Here is a 14,858-nt window from a genome sequence, read left to right on the forward strand (position 1 = left end):
TTGTTAAGGACTTTAAATCAAAAAAGGAGTTTCATTATGAAAAAGAATGGTAAAGCTAAAAAGTGGCAATTGTATGCAGCAGTTGGTGCTGCCAGTGTAGTTGTATTGGGTGCTGGGGGCATTTTGCTCTTTAGACAACCTTCTCATACCGCTGTAAAAGATGAAGCTACTCATCTTGTTGTTGCTAAGGAAGGAAGCGTGGCATCCTCTGTTTTATTGTCAGGGACAGTAACAGCAAAAAATGAACAATATGTTTATTTTGATGCTAGTAAGGGAGATTTAGATGAAATCCTTGTTTCTGTGGGGGATAAGGTCAGCGAAGGGCAGGCTTTAGTCAAGTACAGTAGTTCAGAAGCCCAGGCTGCCTATGATTCAGCTAGTCGAGCAGTAGCTAAGGCAGATCGTCATATCAACGAACTCAATCAAGCACGAAATGAAGCCGCTTCAGCTCCGGCTCCACAGTTACCAGCGCCAGCAGGAGGAGAAGGTGCTGCAGTGCAAGCTCCAGCTCCAGTCTCAGGAAATTCAGTTTCATCTATTGATGCACAACTGGGTGATGCTCGTGATGCCCGTGCAGATGCAGCAGCGCAATTAAGCAAGGCTCAAAGTCAGTTGGATGCAACGACTGTTCTAAGTACCCTAGAGGGAACTGTAGTCGAAGTCAACCGCAATGTTTCAAAATCTCCAACAGGAGCTAGCCAGGTGGTAGTGCATGTCGTAAGTAATGAAAACTTGCAAGTTAAGGGGGAGTTGTCTGAATATAACCTTGCCAACCTATCTGTTGGTCAAGAAGTAACCTTTACTTCTAAAGTTTATCAAGATAAGAGATGGACTGGTAAGATTAGCTATATCTCTGATTACCCTAAAAACAATGGCGAAGCAGCAAGTACAGCTACCGCAGCTGCTGGTAATTCTGGTTCTAAATATCCATATACCATCGATGTTACAAGTGAAATTGGTGACTTGAAACAAGGATTCTCAGTAAGTGTTGAGGTGAAGAACAAGACTAAAGCCATTTTGGTTCCTCTAACAAGTGTTGTGACTGAAAATGATAAGAACTATGTCTGGGTGCTTGACGAGCAGAAAAAGGCCAAGAAAGTGGAAGTTGGTTTGGGCAATGCTGATGCAGACAACCAAGAAATCACTTCAGGTCTGACAAATGGAGTCAAGGTCATCAGTAACCCAACGTCTTCTCTAGAGGAAGGAAAAGAGGTGAAGGCTGATGAAGCAACTAATTAGTCTAAAAAATATCTGCAGAAGTTACCGTAATGGTGACCAAGAACTGCAGGTACTCAAAAATATTAACCTTGAAGTGAATGAGGGTGAATTCGTTGCTATCATGGGACCATCAGGTTCTGGTAAGTCTACTCTCATGAATACCATTGGAATGTTGGATACACCAAGCAGTGGAGAGTATTATCTTGAAGGTCAAGAAGTGGCTGGATTGGGTGAAAAACAACTAGCCAAGGTTCGCAACCAACAAATCGGTTTTGTCTTTCAGCAGTTCTTTCTTCTATCCAAACTCAATGCTCTGCAAAATGTAGAATTACCCTTGATTTACGCGGGAGTTTCGGCTTCAAAACGTCGCAAGTTAGCTGAGGAGTATCTAGATAAGGTTGAATTGACAGAACGTAGTCATCATTTGCCTTCAGAATTATCTGGAGGTCAAAAGCAACGTGTGGCTATTGCGCGTGCCTTAGTAAACAATCCTTCTATTATCCTAGCGGACGAACCGACAGGAGCTTTGGATACCAAAACAGGGAACCAAATCATGCAACTATTGGTTGACTTGAACAAAGAAGGAAAAACCATTATCATGGTAACGCATGAGCCTGAAATCGCTGCTTATGCTAAACGTCAGATTGTCATTCGAGATGGAGTTATTTCGTCTGATAGTGCTCAGTTAGAAAAGGAGGAAAACTAAGATGCAGAATCTGAAATTTGCCTTTTCATCTATCATGGCTCATAAGATGCGTTCTTTGCTTACCATGATTGGGATTATCATCGGTGTTTCATCCGTTGTTGTGATTATGGCTCTGGGAGATTCTATGTCTCGACAGCTCAATAAAAACATGACCAGATCTCAGAAGAATATCAGTGTCTTTTTCTCTTCTAAAAAAAGTAAAGATGGGTCTTTTACTCAGAAACAATCAGCTTTTACGATTTCTGGAAAAGAAGAGGAAGTTCATGTTGAACCACCAAAACCGCAAGAATCTTGGGTCAAGGAGGCAGCCAAACTCAAGGGAGTGGATAATTACTATGTAACCAACTCAACGAACGCCATCTTGACTTATAAAGATAAAAAGGTTGAAAATGCCAATTTGACAGGTGGTAACAGAACTTATATGGAGGCTGTTAACAATGAAATTCTTGCAGGTCGTAGTCTGAGAGAGCAAGATTTCAAAGAATTTGCAAGTGTTATTTTGCTTGATGAAGAATTATCCATTAGTCTATTTGGCTCTCCTCAAGAGGCTATTAACAAGGTTGTAGAAGTCAATGGTTTTAGTTATCGAGTCATTGGTGTTTATACTAGCCAAGAATCTAAAAATTCAAAAATATATGGTCTTGGCGGCTTACCCATTACCACAAATATCTCCCTTGCTGCGAATTTTAATGTAGATGAAATAGCTAATATTGTCTTTCGAGTGAATGATACAAGCTTGACTCAAACTCTGGGTCCAGAATTAGCACGAAAAATGACAGAGCTTGCTGGCTTGCAACAGGGAGAATATCAAGTAGCAGATGAGTCAGCTGCATTTGCAGAAGTTCAACAATCGTTTAGTTTTATGACGACGATTATTAGTGCAATCGCAGGAATTTCTCTCTTTGTTGGAGGAACTGGTGTTATGAATATCATGCTGGTTTCAGTAACAGAGCGTACTCGTGAGATTGGTCTCCGTAAGGCTTTGGGTGCGACACGTGCTAATATTTTAATCCAGTTTTTGATTGAATCCATGATTTTGACCTTGTTAGGTGGCTTGATTGGATTGACAATTGCAAGTGGCTTAACCGCTATAGCTGGTATACTATTGCAAGGCTTGATTGCGGGTATAGAAGTGGGAGTATCGATTCCAGTTGCCCTATTTAGTCTTGCAGTTTCGGCTAGCGTGGGTATAGTTTTTGGGGTCTTGCCAGCCAACAAGGCATCGAAGCTTGATCCAATCGAAGCCCTTCGTTATGAATAAGATCAACAAGATGGACACTCGTCTATCTTGTTTTTGTATGGATTTCCCTATCGAAAATCATTAAAAATGTGATATAATGAAGTGTTAGAAAAACAGGTTTCATTTGCCTGGAAAGGAAAAATTATGTCTGAAAAGAATTTTTATATTACAACGCCGATTTACTATCCATCTGGGAAACTTCACATCGGTTCTGCCTATACCACCATCGCCTGTGATGTCCTAGCTCGTTACAAACGCCTGATGGGCTACGATGTCTTTTATCTGACAGGTCTTGATGAACATGGTCAGAAAATCCAGCAAAAAGCAGAAGAAGCTGGTATCACACCTCAAGCATATGTTGATGGCATGGCAGTTGGAGTCAAAGAACTCTGGCAATTACTAGATATCTCATATGATAAGTTTATCCGTACAACTGATGACTACCATGAAAAAGTAGTGGCGCAGGTCTTTGAACGCTTGCTGGCTCAAGATGACATCTATTTGGGTGAATATTCTGGTTGGTACTCAGTCTCAGATGAAGAATTCTTTACAGAAAGCCAGCTTGCAGAAGTATTCCGTGATGAAGCTGGAAATGTAACTGGTGGTATTGCTCCATCCGGTCACGAAGTTGAATGGGTATCTGAAGAATCATACTTCCTTCGTCTCAGCAAATACCAAGACCGCTTGGTAGAATTTTTCAAAGCTCATCCTGAGTTCATCACTCCAGATGGTCGTCTGAATGAAATGCTTCGCAACTTCATCGAACCTGGTTTGGAAGATTTGGCGGTTTCTCGTACAACCTTTACATGGGGGGTCCCAGTACCATCTAATCCAAAACACGTGGTTTATGTTTGGTTTGATGCTCTGCTCAACTATGTGACAGCTCTTGGCTACGATCAAGACGAACACGCTAACTTTGACAAGTTCTGGAACGGAACAGTCTTCCACATGGTTGGAAAAGACATCCTTCGTTTTCACTCAATCTACTGGCCAATCCTTCTTATGATGTTGGATATCAAATTGCCAGAACGTTTGATTGGTCATGGTTGGTTTGTCATGAAAGACGGCAAGATGTCTAAATCTAAAGGGAATGTTGTCTATCCTGAAATGTTGATAGAGCGTTTTGGACTAGATCCACTTCGTTACTACCTCATGCGTAGCCTTCCAGTCGGTTCAGACGGAACCTTCACTCCTGAAGACTATGTAGGCCGTATCAACTACGAATTGGCTAATGACCTTGGGAACCTCCTCAATCGTACGGTTTCTATGATTAACAAGTACTTTGATGGACAAATTCCAGCCTATGTAGAGGGTGTAACAGAGTTTGATAATGCTCTTGCTGAGGTTGCAGAACAATCAATTGCTGACTACCATACACACATGGAAGCAGTTGACTACCCACGTGCCCTTGAAGCAGTCTGGACTCTTATCTCTCGTACCAATAAATACATTGATGAAACAGCTCCATGGGTCTTGGCTAAGGATGAAGCACTTCGTGACCAATTAGCAAGTGTTATGAGCCACTTGGCAGCCAGTCTTCGTGTCGTTGCTCACTTGATTGAGCCATTTATGATGGAAACCAGTCGTGCAGTTTTGAATCAACTTGGTCTAGCAGAAGTTTCTAGCCTTGAAAACTTGAGCTTGGCTGACTTCCCAGCAGATGTGACTGTAGTTGCCAAAGGAACACCAATCTTCCCACGTCTCGATATGGAAGAAGAAATCGCCTATATCAAGGAACAAATGGAAGGCAATAAACCAGCAGTCGAAAAAGAGTGGAACCCAGACGAAGTCGAACTCAAACTAAACAAAGAAGAAATCAAGTTTGAGGACTTTGACAAGGTTGAAATCCGTGTTGCAGAAGTCAAAGAAGTGTCTAAAGTAGAAGGTTCTGATAAGTTGCTTCAATTCCGCCTAGATGCTGGTGATGGTGAAGATCGTCAAATTCTTTCTGGAATTGCAAAATACTATCCAAACGAACAAGAATTGGTCGGCAAGAAAGTTCAAATCGTTGCCAATCTTAAACCACGTAAAATGATGAAAAAATATGTCAGTCAAGGGATGATCCTCTCAGCTGAACATGATGGACAATTAACCCTTCTCACAGTTGATCCAGCTGTACCAAATGGAAGTGTGATTGGCTAAAAGTAGACAGGACTAGTTCATGCTAGTTCTGTTTTTTTATGTACACTCAATGAAAATCAAAGAGCAAACTAGGAAGCTAGCCGCAGGTTGCTCAAAGAACTGCTTAGAGGTTGTAGAAGAAACTGACGAAGTCAGCTTAAAATACTGTTTTGAGGTTGTAGATAGAACTGACGAAGTCAGCTCAAAGCATGGTTTTGAGGTTGTGGATAGAACTGACGAAGTCAGCTCAAAACACTGTTTTGAGGTTGTAGATAAGACTGACGAAGTCAGTCACATATATACCCTAAGGCGACGCTGACGTGGTTTGAAGAGATTTTCGAAGAGCATTAACTATTATGCTTTACAAACTAGTGTGAAAGTGGTATATTATTGATGGAGATACTAGTAGGTATTACAAAATAGATTGAAGGGAGAAGGGATGAAGGAAACTCAGCTATTAAAAGGTATTCTTGAAGGTTGTGTCTTGGATATGATCGGTCAAAAAGAGCGGTATGGTTATGAGTTGGTTCAGACTTTGCGAGAGGCTGGATTTGACACTATCGTTCCAGGAACTATTTATCCTTTGTTGCAAAAGTTAGAAAAAAATCAATGGATAAGAGGAGACATGCGTCCGTCGCCAGATGGTCCAGATCGGAAGTATTTTTCGTTAACGAAAGAAGGAGAAGAGCGTGTCTCAGTCTTTTGGCAACAATGGGACGATTTGAGTCAAAAAGTAGAAGGAATTAAGAATGGGGGTTAAACCATGAAGAAAATGAAGTATTATGAAGAAACAAGCGCCTTGTTGCATGAGTTTTCTGAGGAGAATCAGCAGTATTTTGAGGAGTTGTGGGATAGTTTTAATCTTGCTGGATTTCTCTATGATGAGGACTATCTCAGAGAGCAAATTTATTTGATGATGTTAGATTTCTCAGAAGCAGAACGAGATGGCATGAGTGCAGAGGATTATCTAGGTAAGAATCCTAAAAAAATAATGAAAGAGATATTCAAGGAAGCACCACGCAGTTCTATCAAGGAGTCACTGTTGACGCCAACCCTTGTCCTAGTGGTATTACGTTATTATCAACTACTAAGTGATTTTTCTAAAGGTCCTCTCTTAACAGTCAATTTGCTTACGTTTTTAGGGCAACTTCTTCTTTTTTTGATTGGATTTTGGCTTGTGGCCACAATCTTACGATGGAGTTTAGTCCAAGATTCTTCTAAAATGAAAATTGGCACTTATATTGTCGTTGGGATTCTTGTCCTTCTAGTAATTCTGGGATATGTAGGAATGGCAAGTTTCATACAAGAAGGGGCCTTTTATCTTCCTGCTCCCTGGGATAGTTTCCTTGTCTTTACGCTTTCTCTAGTCATCAGTATTTGGAATTGGAAAGAAGCGGTCTTTCGTCCCTTTGTCAGTATGGTTGTTGCCCATCTTGTTGTAGGTTCTCTGCTCCGTTACTATGAGTGGATGGGGATTTCAAATGCTTTCCTTACAAAAATCATTCCTTTAGCTATCCTCTTTATCGGAATCTTTCTCTTTTTCCGTGGGTTTAAGAAGATAAAATGGAGTGAAATATAGTCAAAAAGCCGTTGCAAAGCGGTTTTTTGTTATAATTAAATGAAGAATGTAGAATCAAAGGAGAATAATATGACATTTGAAGAAATTCTGCCTGGGTTAAAGGCTAAGAAAAAATATGTACGTACTGGTTGGAGAGGGGCGGAAAACTATGTCCAACTTTTTGACACTATCGAGCAAAATGGGGTTGCGCTTGAAGTAACGCCCTATTTCCTAATCAACGTGTCTGGGGAGGGAGAAGGTTTTTCTATGTGGAGCCCGACACCTTGTGATGTTTTGGCGACGGATTGGGTAGAAGTGCATGACTAAACGTGTACTCATTACAGGTGTGAGTTCAGGCATTGGTCTGGCTCAGACTCGAATCTTTTTAGAAAATGGCTATCAAGTTTATGGAGTTGACCAAGGAGAAAATCCACTCTTAGAGGGTGATTTTCACTTTTTACAGAGAGATTTGACCTTGGACTTGGAGCCTATTTTTGACTGGTGTTCTCAGGTGGATGTTTTGTGCAATACTGCTGGAGTTTTGGATGATTACAAACCACTGTTGGAACAAACAGCGCAGGACATTCAAGAGATTTTTGAAATTAACTACATAACACCAGTGGAGCTAACTCGCTATTATTTGACACAAATGTTGGAAAATAAAAAAGGGATTATTATCAATATGTGCTCTATTGCTTCTAGCCTAGCAGGTGGAGGTGGTCACGCCTATACTTCTTCTAAGCACGCCTTGGCTGGCTTCACCAAGCAGTTGGCTCTAGACTATGCAGAAGCTGGGATTCAGATCTTTGGGATTGCTCCAGGAGCTGTCAAGACGGGTATGACCGCTGCGGACTTTGAACCAGGTGGTTTAGCGGACTGGGTGGCTAGTGAAACCCCAATCAAGCGCTGGATTGAGCCAGAGGAAGTAGCAGAAATTAGCCTTTTCTTAGCAAGTGGAAAAGCAAGCGCCATGCAAGGACAAATCTTGACAATAGATGGTGGCTGGAGCTTAAAGTAGGAGTAGTTGGATGGAAATCAAAAAACACTTTGGAGTCTATGGTGTTTGCTATAAACATGGTTACCTTCTTTGTATTCAAAAAACAGCAGGTCCCTACAAAAATAGGTTAGACCTTCCCGATGGTAGTCAGCAAATTGGTGAAGGACTGACGGAAACGCTGATTAGAGAAGTTATGGAAGAGACGGGATTTACCGTTAGAAGCTACTCCAATCCTCGAATCTACGATGTTTTCGTCAGGGAAGAGTTAACAAATTTTATGGTTCACCATATCATGGCATTTTATGATATTGAGATAAACGAGAAGGAAGCTCAAGTTACAATTTCTGAAGCTGTGTCTGATGGTGCGAATGATTCTCTTGGATATGTTTGGAAGGCAATTCAAGAAATCACAGAAGAAAATGCATCGCCATTGGTCTTGAAGGTTAAGTCTGAATTATTAGGATTTCCAGAACTGGACAAGACCTTGTATATGAATTGGAAGGTGAATGATGAGAAACCAACTAGCTCTTAGTGGCGAACAAATTGTTGAAAAAGTTTATCCTCAGTTATTGAATCATGTTGGTATGATTCGTGGGGAATACTTGTTGAGAGAGCTAAATCAAAACATCCTGTTACCAAGTTGTCAGCAATTTGTAAAAGATTACCTAGAGACTATCTGCTCCCTGTACTCAGATGAAGAAGTTTGGTATCGTTTTTCTGAATTAACGAATACAGAAGCCAATTGTTTAGTAGGGACTAAAGAGTACTTTGATGAAAATCATCCCTTATTTGGATATAGAGGAACCAGGCGTTTGCTGGCGTGTCCAGATGAATTTCAGGCTGAGGCACATGTCGTTACAGAAGTTTATCAAACCAATCCCAATTTGTCTGTTGTTTTTTCCTTTTGTCAATGATGCTGACCAATTAAAACAAGCTATTATAGTATTACGTCAGCATGGTTTCGCTGGAAAAATTGGCACAATGATTGAATTACCGTCAGCATATTTTGACTTGGACAGAATAATGGAAACGGGCATTTCAAAGATTGTAGTTGGAATGAATGATTTGACTTCCTTTGTTTTTGCGACTGTGAGAAATAGTCAATGGCATGATATGGAAAGTCCAATAATGTTAGATATGCTGAAACAGATGCAGGATAAAGCAAGGATGAAAAAGATTGACTTTGCTGTGGCAGGTTATCTGAATGCTTCCTTCATACAAAAAATGAATCTGATGGGTATCAAGTGCATTATCCACTATAGTTCTATTCCAGAAATTTTTGATTTAGAGATTGAGCATCCAGACCACCTCAAACGTGTAAAAGAAGTAAGTAAAAAATTACAAAGGAGCAACCTATGACACCGCAAGAAATGTGGAATGCCTACAAGCAAATCAATCCCTCAATTGGAGATGAGATAGATGCCTGGGCTTTTGGAGTAGATGCTAATCTCTTGGAAGATTTGGTTTTAAAAGGCGAAAAGACAGCAACCGCCTCAGCCTATGACCTCTACGCACTAGAAGACGAACCTCTTCCACAAAAAGGGACCTTCGATGTCATTTTAGATAGTCAAAATCAAGCTGTCTGCATTGTTGAAATTACAAAGGTTTCTGTTGAACCCTTCAATCAAGTGTCAGCTGACCATGCCTTTAAGGAAGGTGAGGGAGACAAATCTTTAGCATATTGGCGCCAGGTTCATGAAGATTTTTTCAGAGACTGCTTGGGTGAAGCAGGATTGACTTTTACACCTGAAAGCAAGGTTGTTTTAGAAGAATTTCGCAAGGTCTACCCTCTGTAGACAGATAGAAGGAAGAAAGTTTTGGAAATCGCCGTCCAATCCTTTTTTCTCAAGCAAAACATGATATAATAAGTTTGTTTGAAGAAGAGCTCTAGCTCTTAAACTTAGATAGGAGAAAATTATGCAAGCAGTTGAACATTTTATTAAGCAATTTGTTCCTGAACACTATGATTTATTTTTAGACTTGAGTCGTGAGACCAAGACGTTTTCTGGGAAGGTGACCATTACTGGTCAAGCACAGAGTGACCGTATTTCCCTTCATCAAAAAGATTTGGAAATCGTTTCTGTAGAAGTTGCAGGTCAAGCTCGTCCATTTACAGTTGACCATGAAAATGAAGCACTTCATATTGAACTTGCGGAAGTAGGTCAAGTTGAAGTGGTTATCGCTTTTTCAGGAAAAATCACAGACAACATGACAGGGATTTACCCTTCTTATTACACAGTTGATGGAGTGAAGAAGGAAGTCTTGTCAACTCAGTTCGAGAGCCATTTTGCGCGTGAAGCCTTCCCATGTGTGGATGAGCCTGAAGCCAAGGCAACCTTTGACCTCTCTCTACGTTTTGACCAAGCAGAAGGTGAAGTGGCCTTGTCAAACATGCCAGAAATCGATGTTGAAAACCGCAAGGAAACAGGTATCTGGAAGTTTGAGACAACACCTCGCATGTCTTCTTACTTGTTGGCCTTTGTTGCTGGTGATTTACAAGGAGTAACGGCTAAAACTAAAAACGGTACCCTCGTAGGTGTCTACTCAACCAAAGCTCACCCACTATCTAATCTTGATTTCTCACTGGACATCGCCGTTCGTTCAATCGAGTTTTACGAAGATTACTACGGAGTCAAGTACCCAATCCCTCAATCTCTCCACATCGCCCTTCCTGACTTTTCATCAGGTGCTATGGAAAACTGGGGTCTTGTGACCTACCGTGAAGTTTACTTGGTTGTCGATGAAAACTCTACATTTGCCAGTCGTCAACAAGTTGCCCTTGTAGTGGCACATGAGTTGGCTCACCAATGGTTTGGAAACCTCGTAACTATGAAATGGTGGGATGACCTTTGGCTTAATGAAAGCTTCGCTAACATGATGGAATATGTCTGTGTGGATGCCATCGAGCCAAGCTGGAATATCTTTGAAGATTTTCAAACAGGTGGTGTTCCGTCTGCCTTGAAACGTGATGCGACAGATGGTGTGCAGTCTGTTCACGTAGAAGTCAAACACCCAGATGAAATCAATACGCTCTTTGACGGAGCTATCGTCTATGCCAAAGGAAGCCGTCTCATGCACATGCTTCGTCGTTGGTTAGGAGATGCTGATTTTGCTAAAGGTTTGCACGCTTACTTTGAAAAACACCAATACAGCAATACCATCGGTCGTGACCTTTGGGATGCCCTTGGTCAAGCGTCAGGACGTGATGTTGCAGCCTTCATGGATTCTTGGTTGGAACAACCTGGTTATCCAGTTCTTACTGTCAAGGTTGAAAATGATATCTTGAAGATTTCACAAAAACAATTCTTCATCGGTGAGCACGAAGATAAGAACCGTCTCTGGGTTGTGCCACTCAACAGCAACTGGAAAGGCTTGCCAGATACACTTGAAACTGAAAGTATCGAAATCCCTGGCTACGCAGCTCTTCTTGCAGAAAACAAAACAGCCCTTCGTCTCAATACTGAAAATACAGCCCACTATATTACAGACTACCAAGGAGACTTGCTAGATGCTGTTCTTGCTGACCTAGTTGATCTTGATAACACAAGCAAATTGCAAATCGTCCAAGAACGTCGCTTGCTTGCTGAAGCAGGGCACATTTCTTATGCTGACTTGCTCCCAGTCCTTGATAAACTTGCCAAGGAAGAGTCTTACCTTGTGGTTTCAGCTGTTTCTCAAGTTATTTCTGCCCTTGAGCGCTTTATCGATGAAGGAACAGAAGCTGAAACAGCCTTCAAAGTATTGGTTGCTAAATTGGCTCGTCACAACTATGACCGTCTTGGTTTTGAAGCTAAAGAAGGGGAATCAGATGAGGATGAATTGGTTCGTCAGTTAGCCATTTCTATGATGATTCGCTCAAATAATGCAGAAGCTAGTCAAGTCGCTAGCCAAGTCTTCGCAGCTCACAAGGAGAATCTTGCAGGACTCCCAGCAGCTATTCGCTCACAGGTTCTGATCAATGAGATGAAACATCATGAGACTAAAGACTTGTTAGCACTTTATCTTGATACTTATACGCACGCAACAGATGCTGTCTTTAAACGTCAGTTGGCAGCTGCTCTTGCCTACAGTACAGATGCGGACAATATCCAAACCTTGATTGCTTCTTGGAAGGACAAATTTGTGGTCAAACCACAAGACTTATCAGCTTGGTATAATCATTTCCTATCTCATCAAGCAACTCAGGAAACAGCTTGGTCTTGGGCTCGTGAAAACTGGGCTTGGATTAAGGCAGCTCTTGGAGGAGATATGAGCTTTGATAGCTTTGTTATTCTTCCTGCCCATGTATTTAAGACAGAACAACGCTTGGCGGAATACAAGGAGTTCTTTGAACCACAACTTTCTGATCTTGCTCTTAGCCGTAATATTGGCATGGGAATTAAGGACATTGCAGCGCGTGTTGACTTGATTAACCGTGAAAAAGCTGCAGTGGAAGCAGTCGTTCTTCAATATGGGAAAGCTTAAACATTCGTAAAATAATAAAAACTCAACTTTCTCTCTTAAAGTAAGAGGGAGTTGAGTTTTTTTTAAGGCAAATTTGGTATAATGGTTTTAATAAGGAGGAGTTTCTCATGATAAAAATCTTATTAGTTGAGGATGACCTAGGCCTATCAAATTCAGTATTTGACTTTTTAGACGATTTTGCGGATGTCATGCAGGTATTTGATGGAGAAGAAGGTCTCTACGAAGCTGAAAGTGGCGTCTATGACTTGATTTTGCTGGATTTGATGTTGCCAGAAAAAAATGGTTTCCAAGTATTGAAAGAATTGCGTGAAAAGGGAATTACGACACCAGTTCTGATTATGACTGCCAAGGAAAGTTTGGATGACAAGGGACATGGATTTGAATTGGGAGCAGATGATTACCTGACCAAGCCTTTCTACCTAGAAGAACTCAAAATGCGGATTCAAGCCCTTCTCAAACGTTCAGGGAAGTTTAATGAAAACACCTTGACTTATGGAAATATTGTAGTTAATTTGTCAACCAATACCGTTAAGGTTGAAGATACTCCTGTTGAATTGCTGGGGAAAGAGTTTGATTTACTAGTTTATTTCCTTCAAAATCAAAATGTTATTTTGCCTAAGACTCAGATTTTTGATCGTCTATGGGGATTTGATAGTGATACAACGATTTCGGTTGTCGAAGTTTATGTTTCAAAAGTCCGTAAGAAATTAAAAGGAACTACTTTTGCAGAGAATTTGCAAACCTTGCGCAGTGTTGGGTATATTTTAAAAGATGTTCAGTAAACTAAAAAAAACATGGTATGCGGATGACTTTAGTTACTTTATCCGCAACTTTGGTGTCTTCACCCTGATTTTCTCTACCATGACTCTGATTATTTTGCAGGTTATGCATTCGAGCCTCTATACTTCGGTCGATGATACGCTCTATGGCTTAAGTAAGAATCCTCAGGCGGTTATTCAGCTTGCGGTAAATAGGGCAACAGAAGAGATTAAAGATTTAGAGAATGCCGCTACAGATACTAGTAAGACGGAGATAAAACCCAATGTCAGTTCCAATACGGAGGTTATTCTTTTTGATAAGAATTTTACCCAGCTCCTTTCTGGAAATCGATTTTTGGGCTTGGATAAGATTAAGTTAGAGAAAAAAGAACTAGGCCATATCTATCAGATTCAAGTTTTTAATAGCTATGGCCAGGAAGAAATCTATCGCATGATTCTGATGGAAACTAATATCAGTTCGGTTTCAACCAATATCAAGTATGCGGCTGTCTTGATTAATACTAGTCAGTTAGAGCAGGCCAGTCAAAAGCATGAGCAGTTGATTGTGGTCGTGATGGCTAGTTTCTGGATTTTATCTTTGCTTGCCAGTCTCTATCTAGCTCGAGTCAGTGTTCGTCCTCTGCTTGAGAGCATGCAGAAGCAGCAATCCTTTGTGGAAAATGCCAGTCATGAGTTACGAACTCCACTTGCAGTTCTGCAAAATCGTTTAGAGACCCTTTTTCGAAAGCCAGAAGCTACCATTATGGATGTGAGTGAAAGCATTGCATCGAGTTTGGAAGAAGTCCGCAATATGCGTTTTTTGACGACAAACTTGCTGAACTTAGCGCGTAGAGATGATGGGATTAAGCCAGAACTTGCAGAAGTTCCAACTAGCTTTTTTAATACGACTTTCACAAACTATGAGATGATTGCTTCAGAAAATGACCGTGTCTTTCGTTTTGAAAATCGCATCCATCGCACGATTGTCACAGATCAGCTCCTTTTGAAACAACTGATGACCATCCTATTTGATAATGCTGTCAAGTATACTGAAGAGGATGGTGAAATTGATTTTGTGATTTCAGCTACTGATCGTAGTCTTTACTTGTTAGTTTCCGACAATGGAGTCGGTATTTCAGCAGAAGATAAGAAGAAGATTTTTGACCGTTTTTATCGAGTGGATAAGGCTAGAACCCGTCAAAAAGGTGGTTTCGGTTTAGGATTATCCCTAGCCAAGCAAATTGTAGATGCCCTAAAAGGAACCATTACTGTTAAAGATAATAAACCAAAGGGAACAATCTTTGAAGTGAAGATTGCCATCCACACACCATCTAAAAAGAAAAATAAAAATATCGCTCCAGCTGGGGCGATATTTTGGATTTATCTTCTACGTTTTCGTTTGATAATAGAGCGTTGAATTTTTAAAACAAGTAAACTGAATCCGATTGCTGCGACAAATGCAAGAGCAGTTGAGAATTTTAATGCTAAAAAGATAAAACTAAAGATAGCAATACAGATACAAAAAATAGCTATATTAACAAAAAATAGGATTTCCTTGAGATTGGTATCAGATTGCGCTTCAGGTATATAATCTTGATAGCGAGGAACCTGCTGGTGCAATTCTTCTTGATAGTCTACCTCATAGGATTGTAATTTTCTTACGGGCATGTCTCTCTCCTTACAGTACATACCTATTTTATCATTTTTTCAGCAGAGAATTATTACAGAAAGGTTACAAAAAGAATAAAGTCCCTTTTCATTTTCAAAGAATAGCTGATTTTCCAGAATTGTGGTAT

14 protein-coding genes and 1 pseudogene are annotated in these 14,858 nt (G+C 40.6%); 14 read left to right on the forward strand and 1 reads right to left on the reverse strand.

Annotated elements, in window-relative coordinates:
* Positions 1-33 precede the first annotated feature (33 nt).
* The 14 genes and pseudogenes from SK642_RS03670 to ciaH all read left to right on the forward strand — a co-directional run bounded on the left by SK642_RS03670 (position 34) and on the right by ciaH (position 14,479).
* The gene (locus SK642_RS03670; RefSeq protein WP_033683669.1) at positions 34-1,239 is read left to right on the forward strand and encodes an efflux RND transporter periplasmic adaptor subunit; all 1,206 of its coding nucleotides are present in this window, start codon (positions 34-36) and stop codon (positions 1,237-1,239) included.
* On the forward strand, positions 1,223-1,924 hold the full coding sequence (locus SK642_RS03675; protein WP_000811469.1) for an ABC transporter ATP-binding protein: 702 nt from the start codon (positions 1,223-1,225) through the stop codon (positions 1,922-1,924). Before SK642_RS03670 ends, SK642_RS03675 begins: the two co-directional genes overlap by 17 nt.
* Position 1,925: 1 nt before the next feature.
* On the forward strand, positions 1,926-3,185 hold the full coding sequence (locus tag SK642_RS03680) for an ABC transporter permease (protein WP_033683418.1): 1,260 nt from the start codon (positions 1,926-1,928) through the stop codon (positions 3,183-3,185).
* A gap of 123 nt (positions 3,186-3,308) precedes the next feature.
* Entirely contained in the window at positions 3,309-5,306 is a 1,998-nt protein-coding gene (metG, locus tag SK642_RS03685; protein ID WP_033683419.1) for a methionine--tRNA ligase, read from the forward strand.
* A gap of 418 nt (positions 5,307-5,724) precedes the next feature.
* On the forward strand, positions 5,725-6,045 hold the full coding sequence (locus SK642_RS03695) for a PadR family transcriptional regulator (RefSeq protein WP_000665414.1): 321 nt from the start codon (positions 5,725-5,727) through the stop codon (positions 6,043-6,045).
* A gap of 3 nt (positions 6,046-6,048) precedes the next feature.
* Positions 6,049-6,864, forward strand: coding sequence for a hypothetical protein (locus SK642_RS03700; RefSeq protein ID WP_033683420.1), 816 nt, complete (start codon positions 6,049-6,051; stop codon positions 6,862-6,864).
* A gap of 69 nt (positions 6,865-6,933) precedes the next feature.
* Positions 6,934-7,170, forward strand: coding sequence for a DUF2829 domain-containing protein (locus SK642_RS03705; RefSeq protein ID WP_033683421.1), 237 nt, complete (start codon positions 6,934-6,936; stop codon positions 7,168-7,170).
* A complete protein-coding gene (locus SK642_RS03710) occupies positions 7,163-7,861 on the forward strand; it encodes a 3-oxoacyl-ACP reductase (protein WP_033683422.1) in 699 nt (232 codons plus the stop codon). The genes SK642_RS03705 and SK642_RS03710 overlap by 8 nt, the downstream gene beginning before the upstream one ends.
* Positions 7,862-7,871: 10 nt before the next feature.
* Positions 7,872-8,372: an NUDIX hydrolase gene (locus SK642_RS03715; RefSeq protein WP_033683423.1), complete on the forward strand. Its 501-nt coding sequence runs from the start codon at positions 7,872-7,874 to the stop codon at positions 8,370-8,372.
* Positions 8,350-9,199, forward strand: a pseudogene (locus SK642_RS03720) (putative PEP-binding protein). The gene SK642_RS03715 and the pseudogene SK642_RS03720 overlap by 23 nt, the downstream one beginning before the upstream one ends.
* Complete coding sequence (locus SK642_RS03725; protein ID WP_033683424.1) at positions 9,196-9,636, forward strand: ASCH domain-containing protein; 441 nt, start codon at positions 9,196-9,198, stop codon at positions 9,634-9,636. The pseudogene SK642_RS03720 and the gene SK642_RS03725 overlap by 4 nt, the downstream one beginning before the upstream one ends.
* A gap of 121 nt (positions 9,637-9,757) precedes the next feature.
* On the forward strand, positions 9,758-12,304 hold the full coding sequence (locus SK642_RS03730) for a M1 family metallopeptidase (protein ID WP_033683425.1): 2,547 nt from the start codon (positions 9,758-9,760) through the stop codon (positions 12,302-12,304).
* Positions 12,305-12,411: 107 nt separating this feature from the next.
* On the forward strand, positions 12,412-13,086 hold the full coding sequence (gene ciaR, locus SK642_RS03735) for a two-component system response regulator CiaR (protein WP_000590639.1): 675 nt from the start codon (positions 12,412-12,414) through the stop codon (positions 13,084-13,086).
* Entirely contained in the window at positions 13,076-14,479 is a 1,404-nt protein-coding gene (gene ciaH / locus SK642_RS03740) for a two-component system sensor histidine kinase CiaH (protein ID WP_033683426.1), read from the forward strand. The genes ciaR and ciaH overlap by 11 nt, the downstream gene beginning before the upstream one ends.
* On the opposite strand, the gene SK642_RS03745 is transcribed toward ciaH, so the two are convergent.
* The gene (locus tag SK642_RS03745; protein ID WP_033683427.1) at positions 14,443-14,730 is read right to left on the reverse strand and encodes a DUF3270 domain-containing protein; all 288 of its coding nucleotides are present in this window, start codon (positions 14,728-14,730) and stop codon (positions 14,443-14,445) included. The two genes, ciaH and SK642_RS03745, sit on opposite strands and share 37 nt — an antisense overlap.
* Positions 14,731-14,858: the final 128 nt, after the last annotated feature.

The organism is Streptococcus mitis (genome assembly GCF_000722705.1).
Taxonomy (GTDB): Bacteria; Bacillota; Bacilli; order Lactobacillales; family Streptococcaceae; genus Streptococcus; species Streptococcus mitis_P.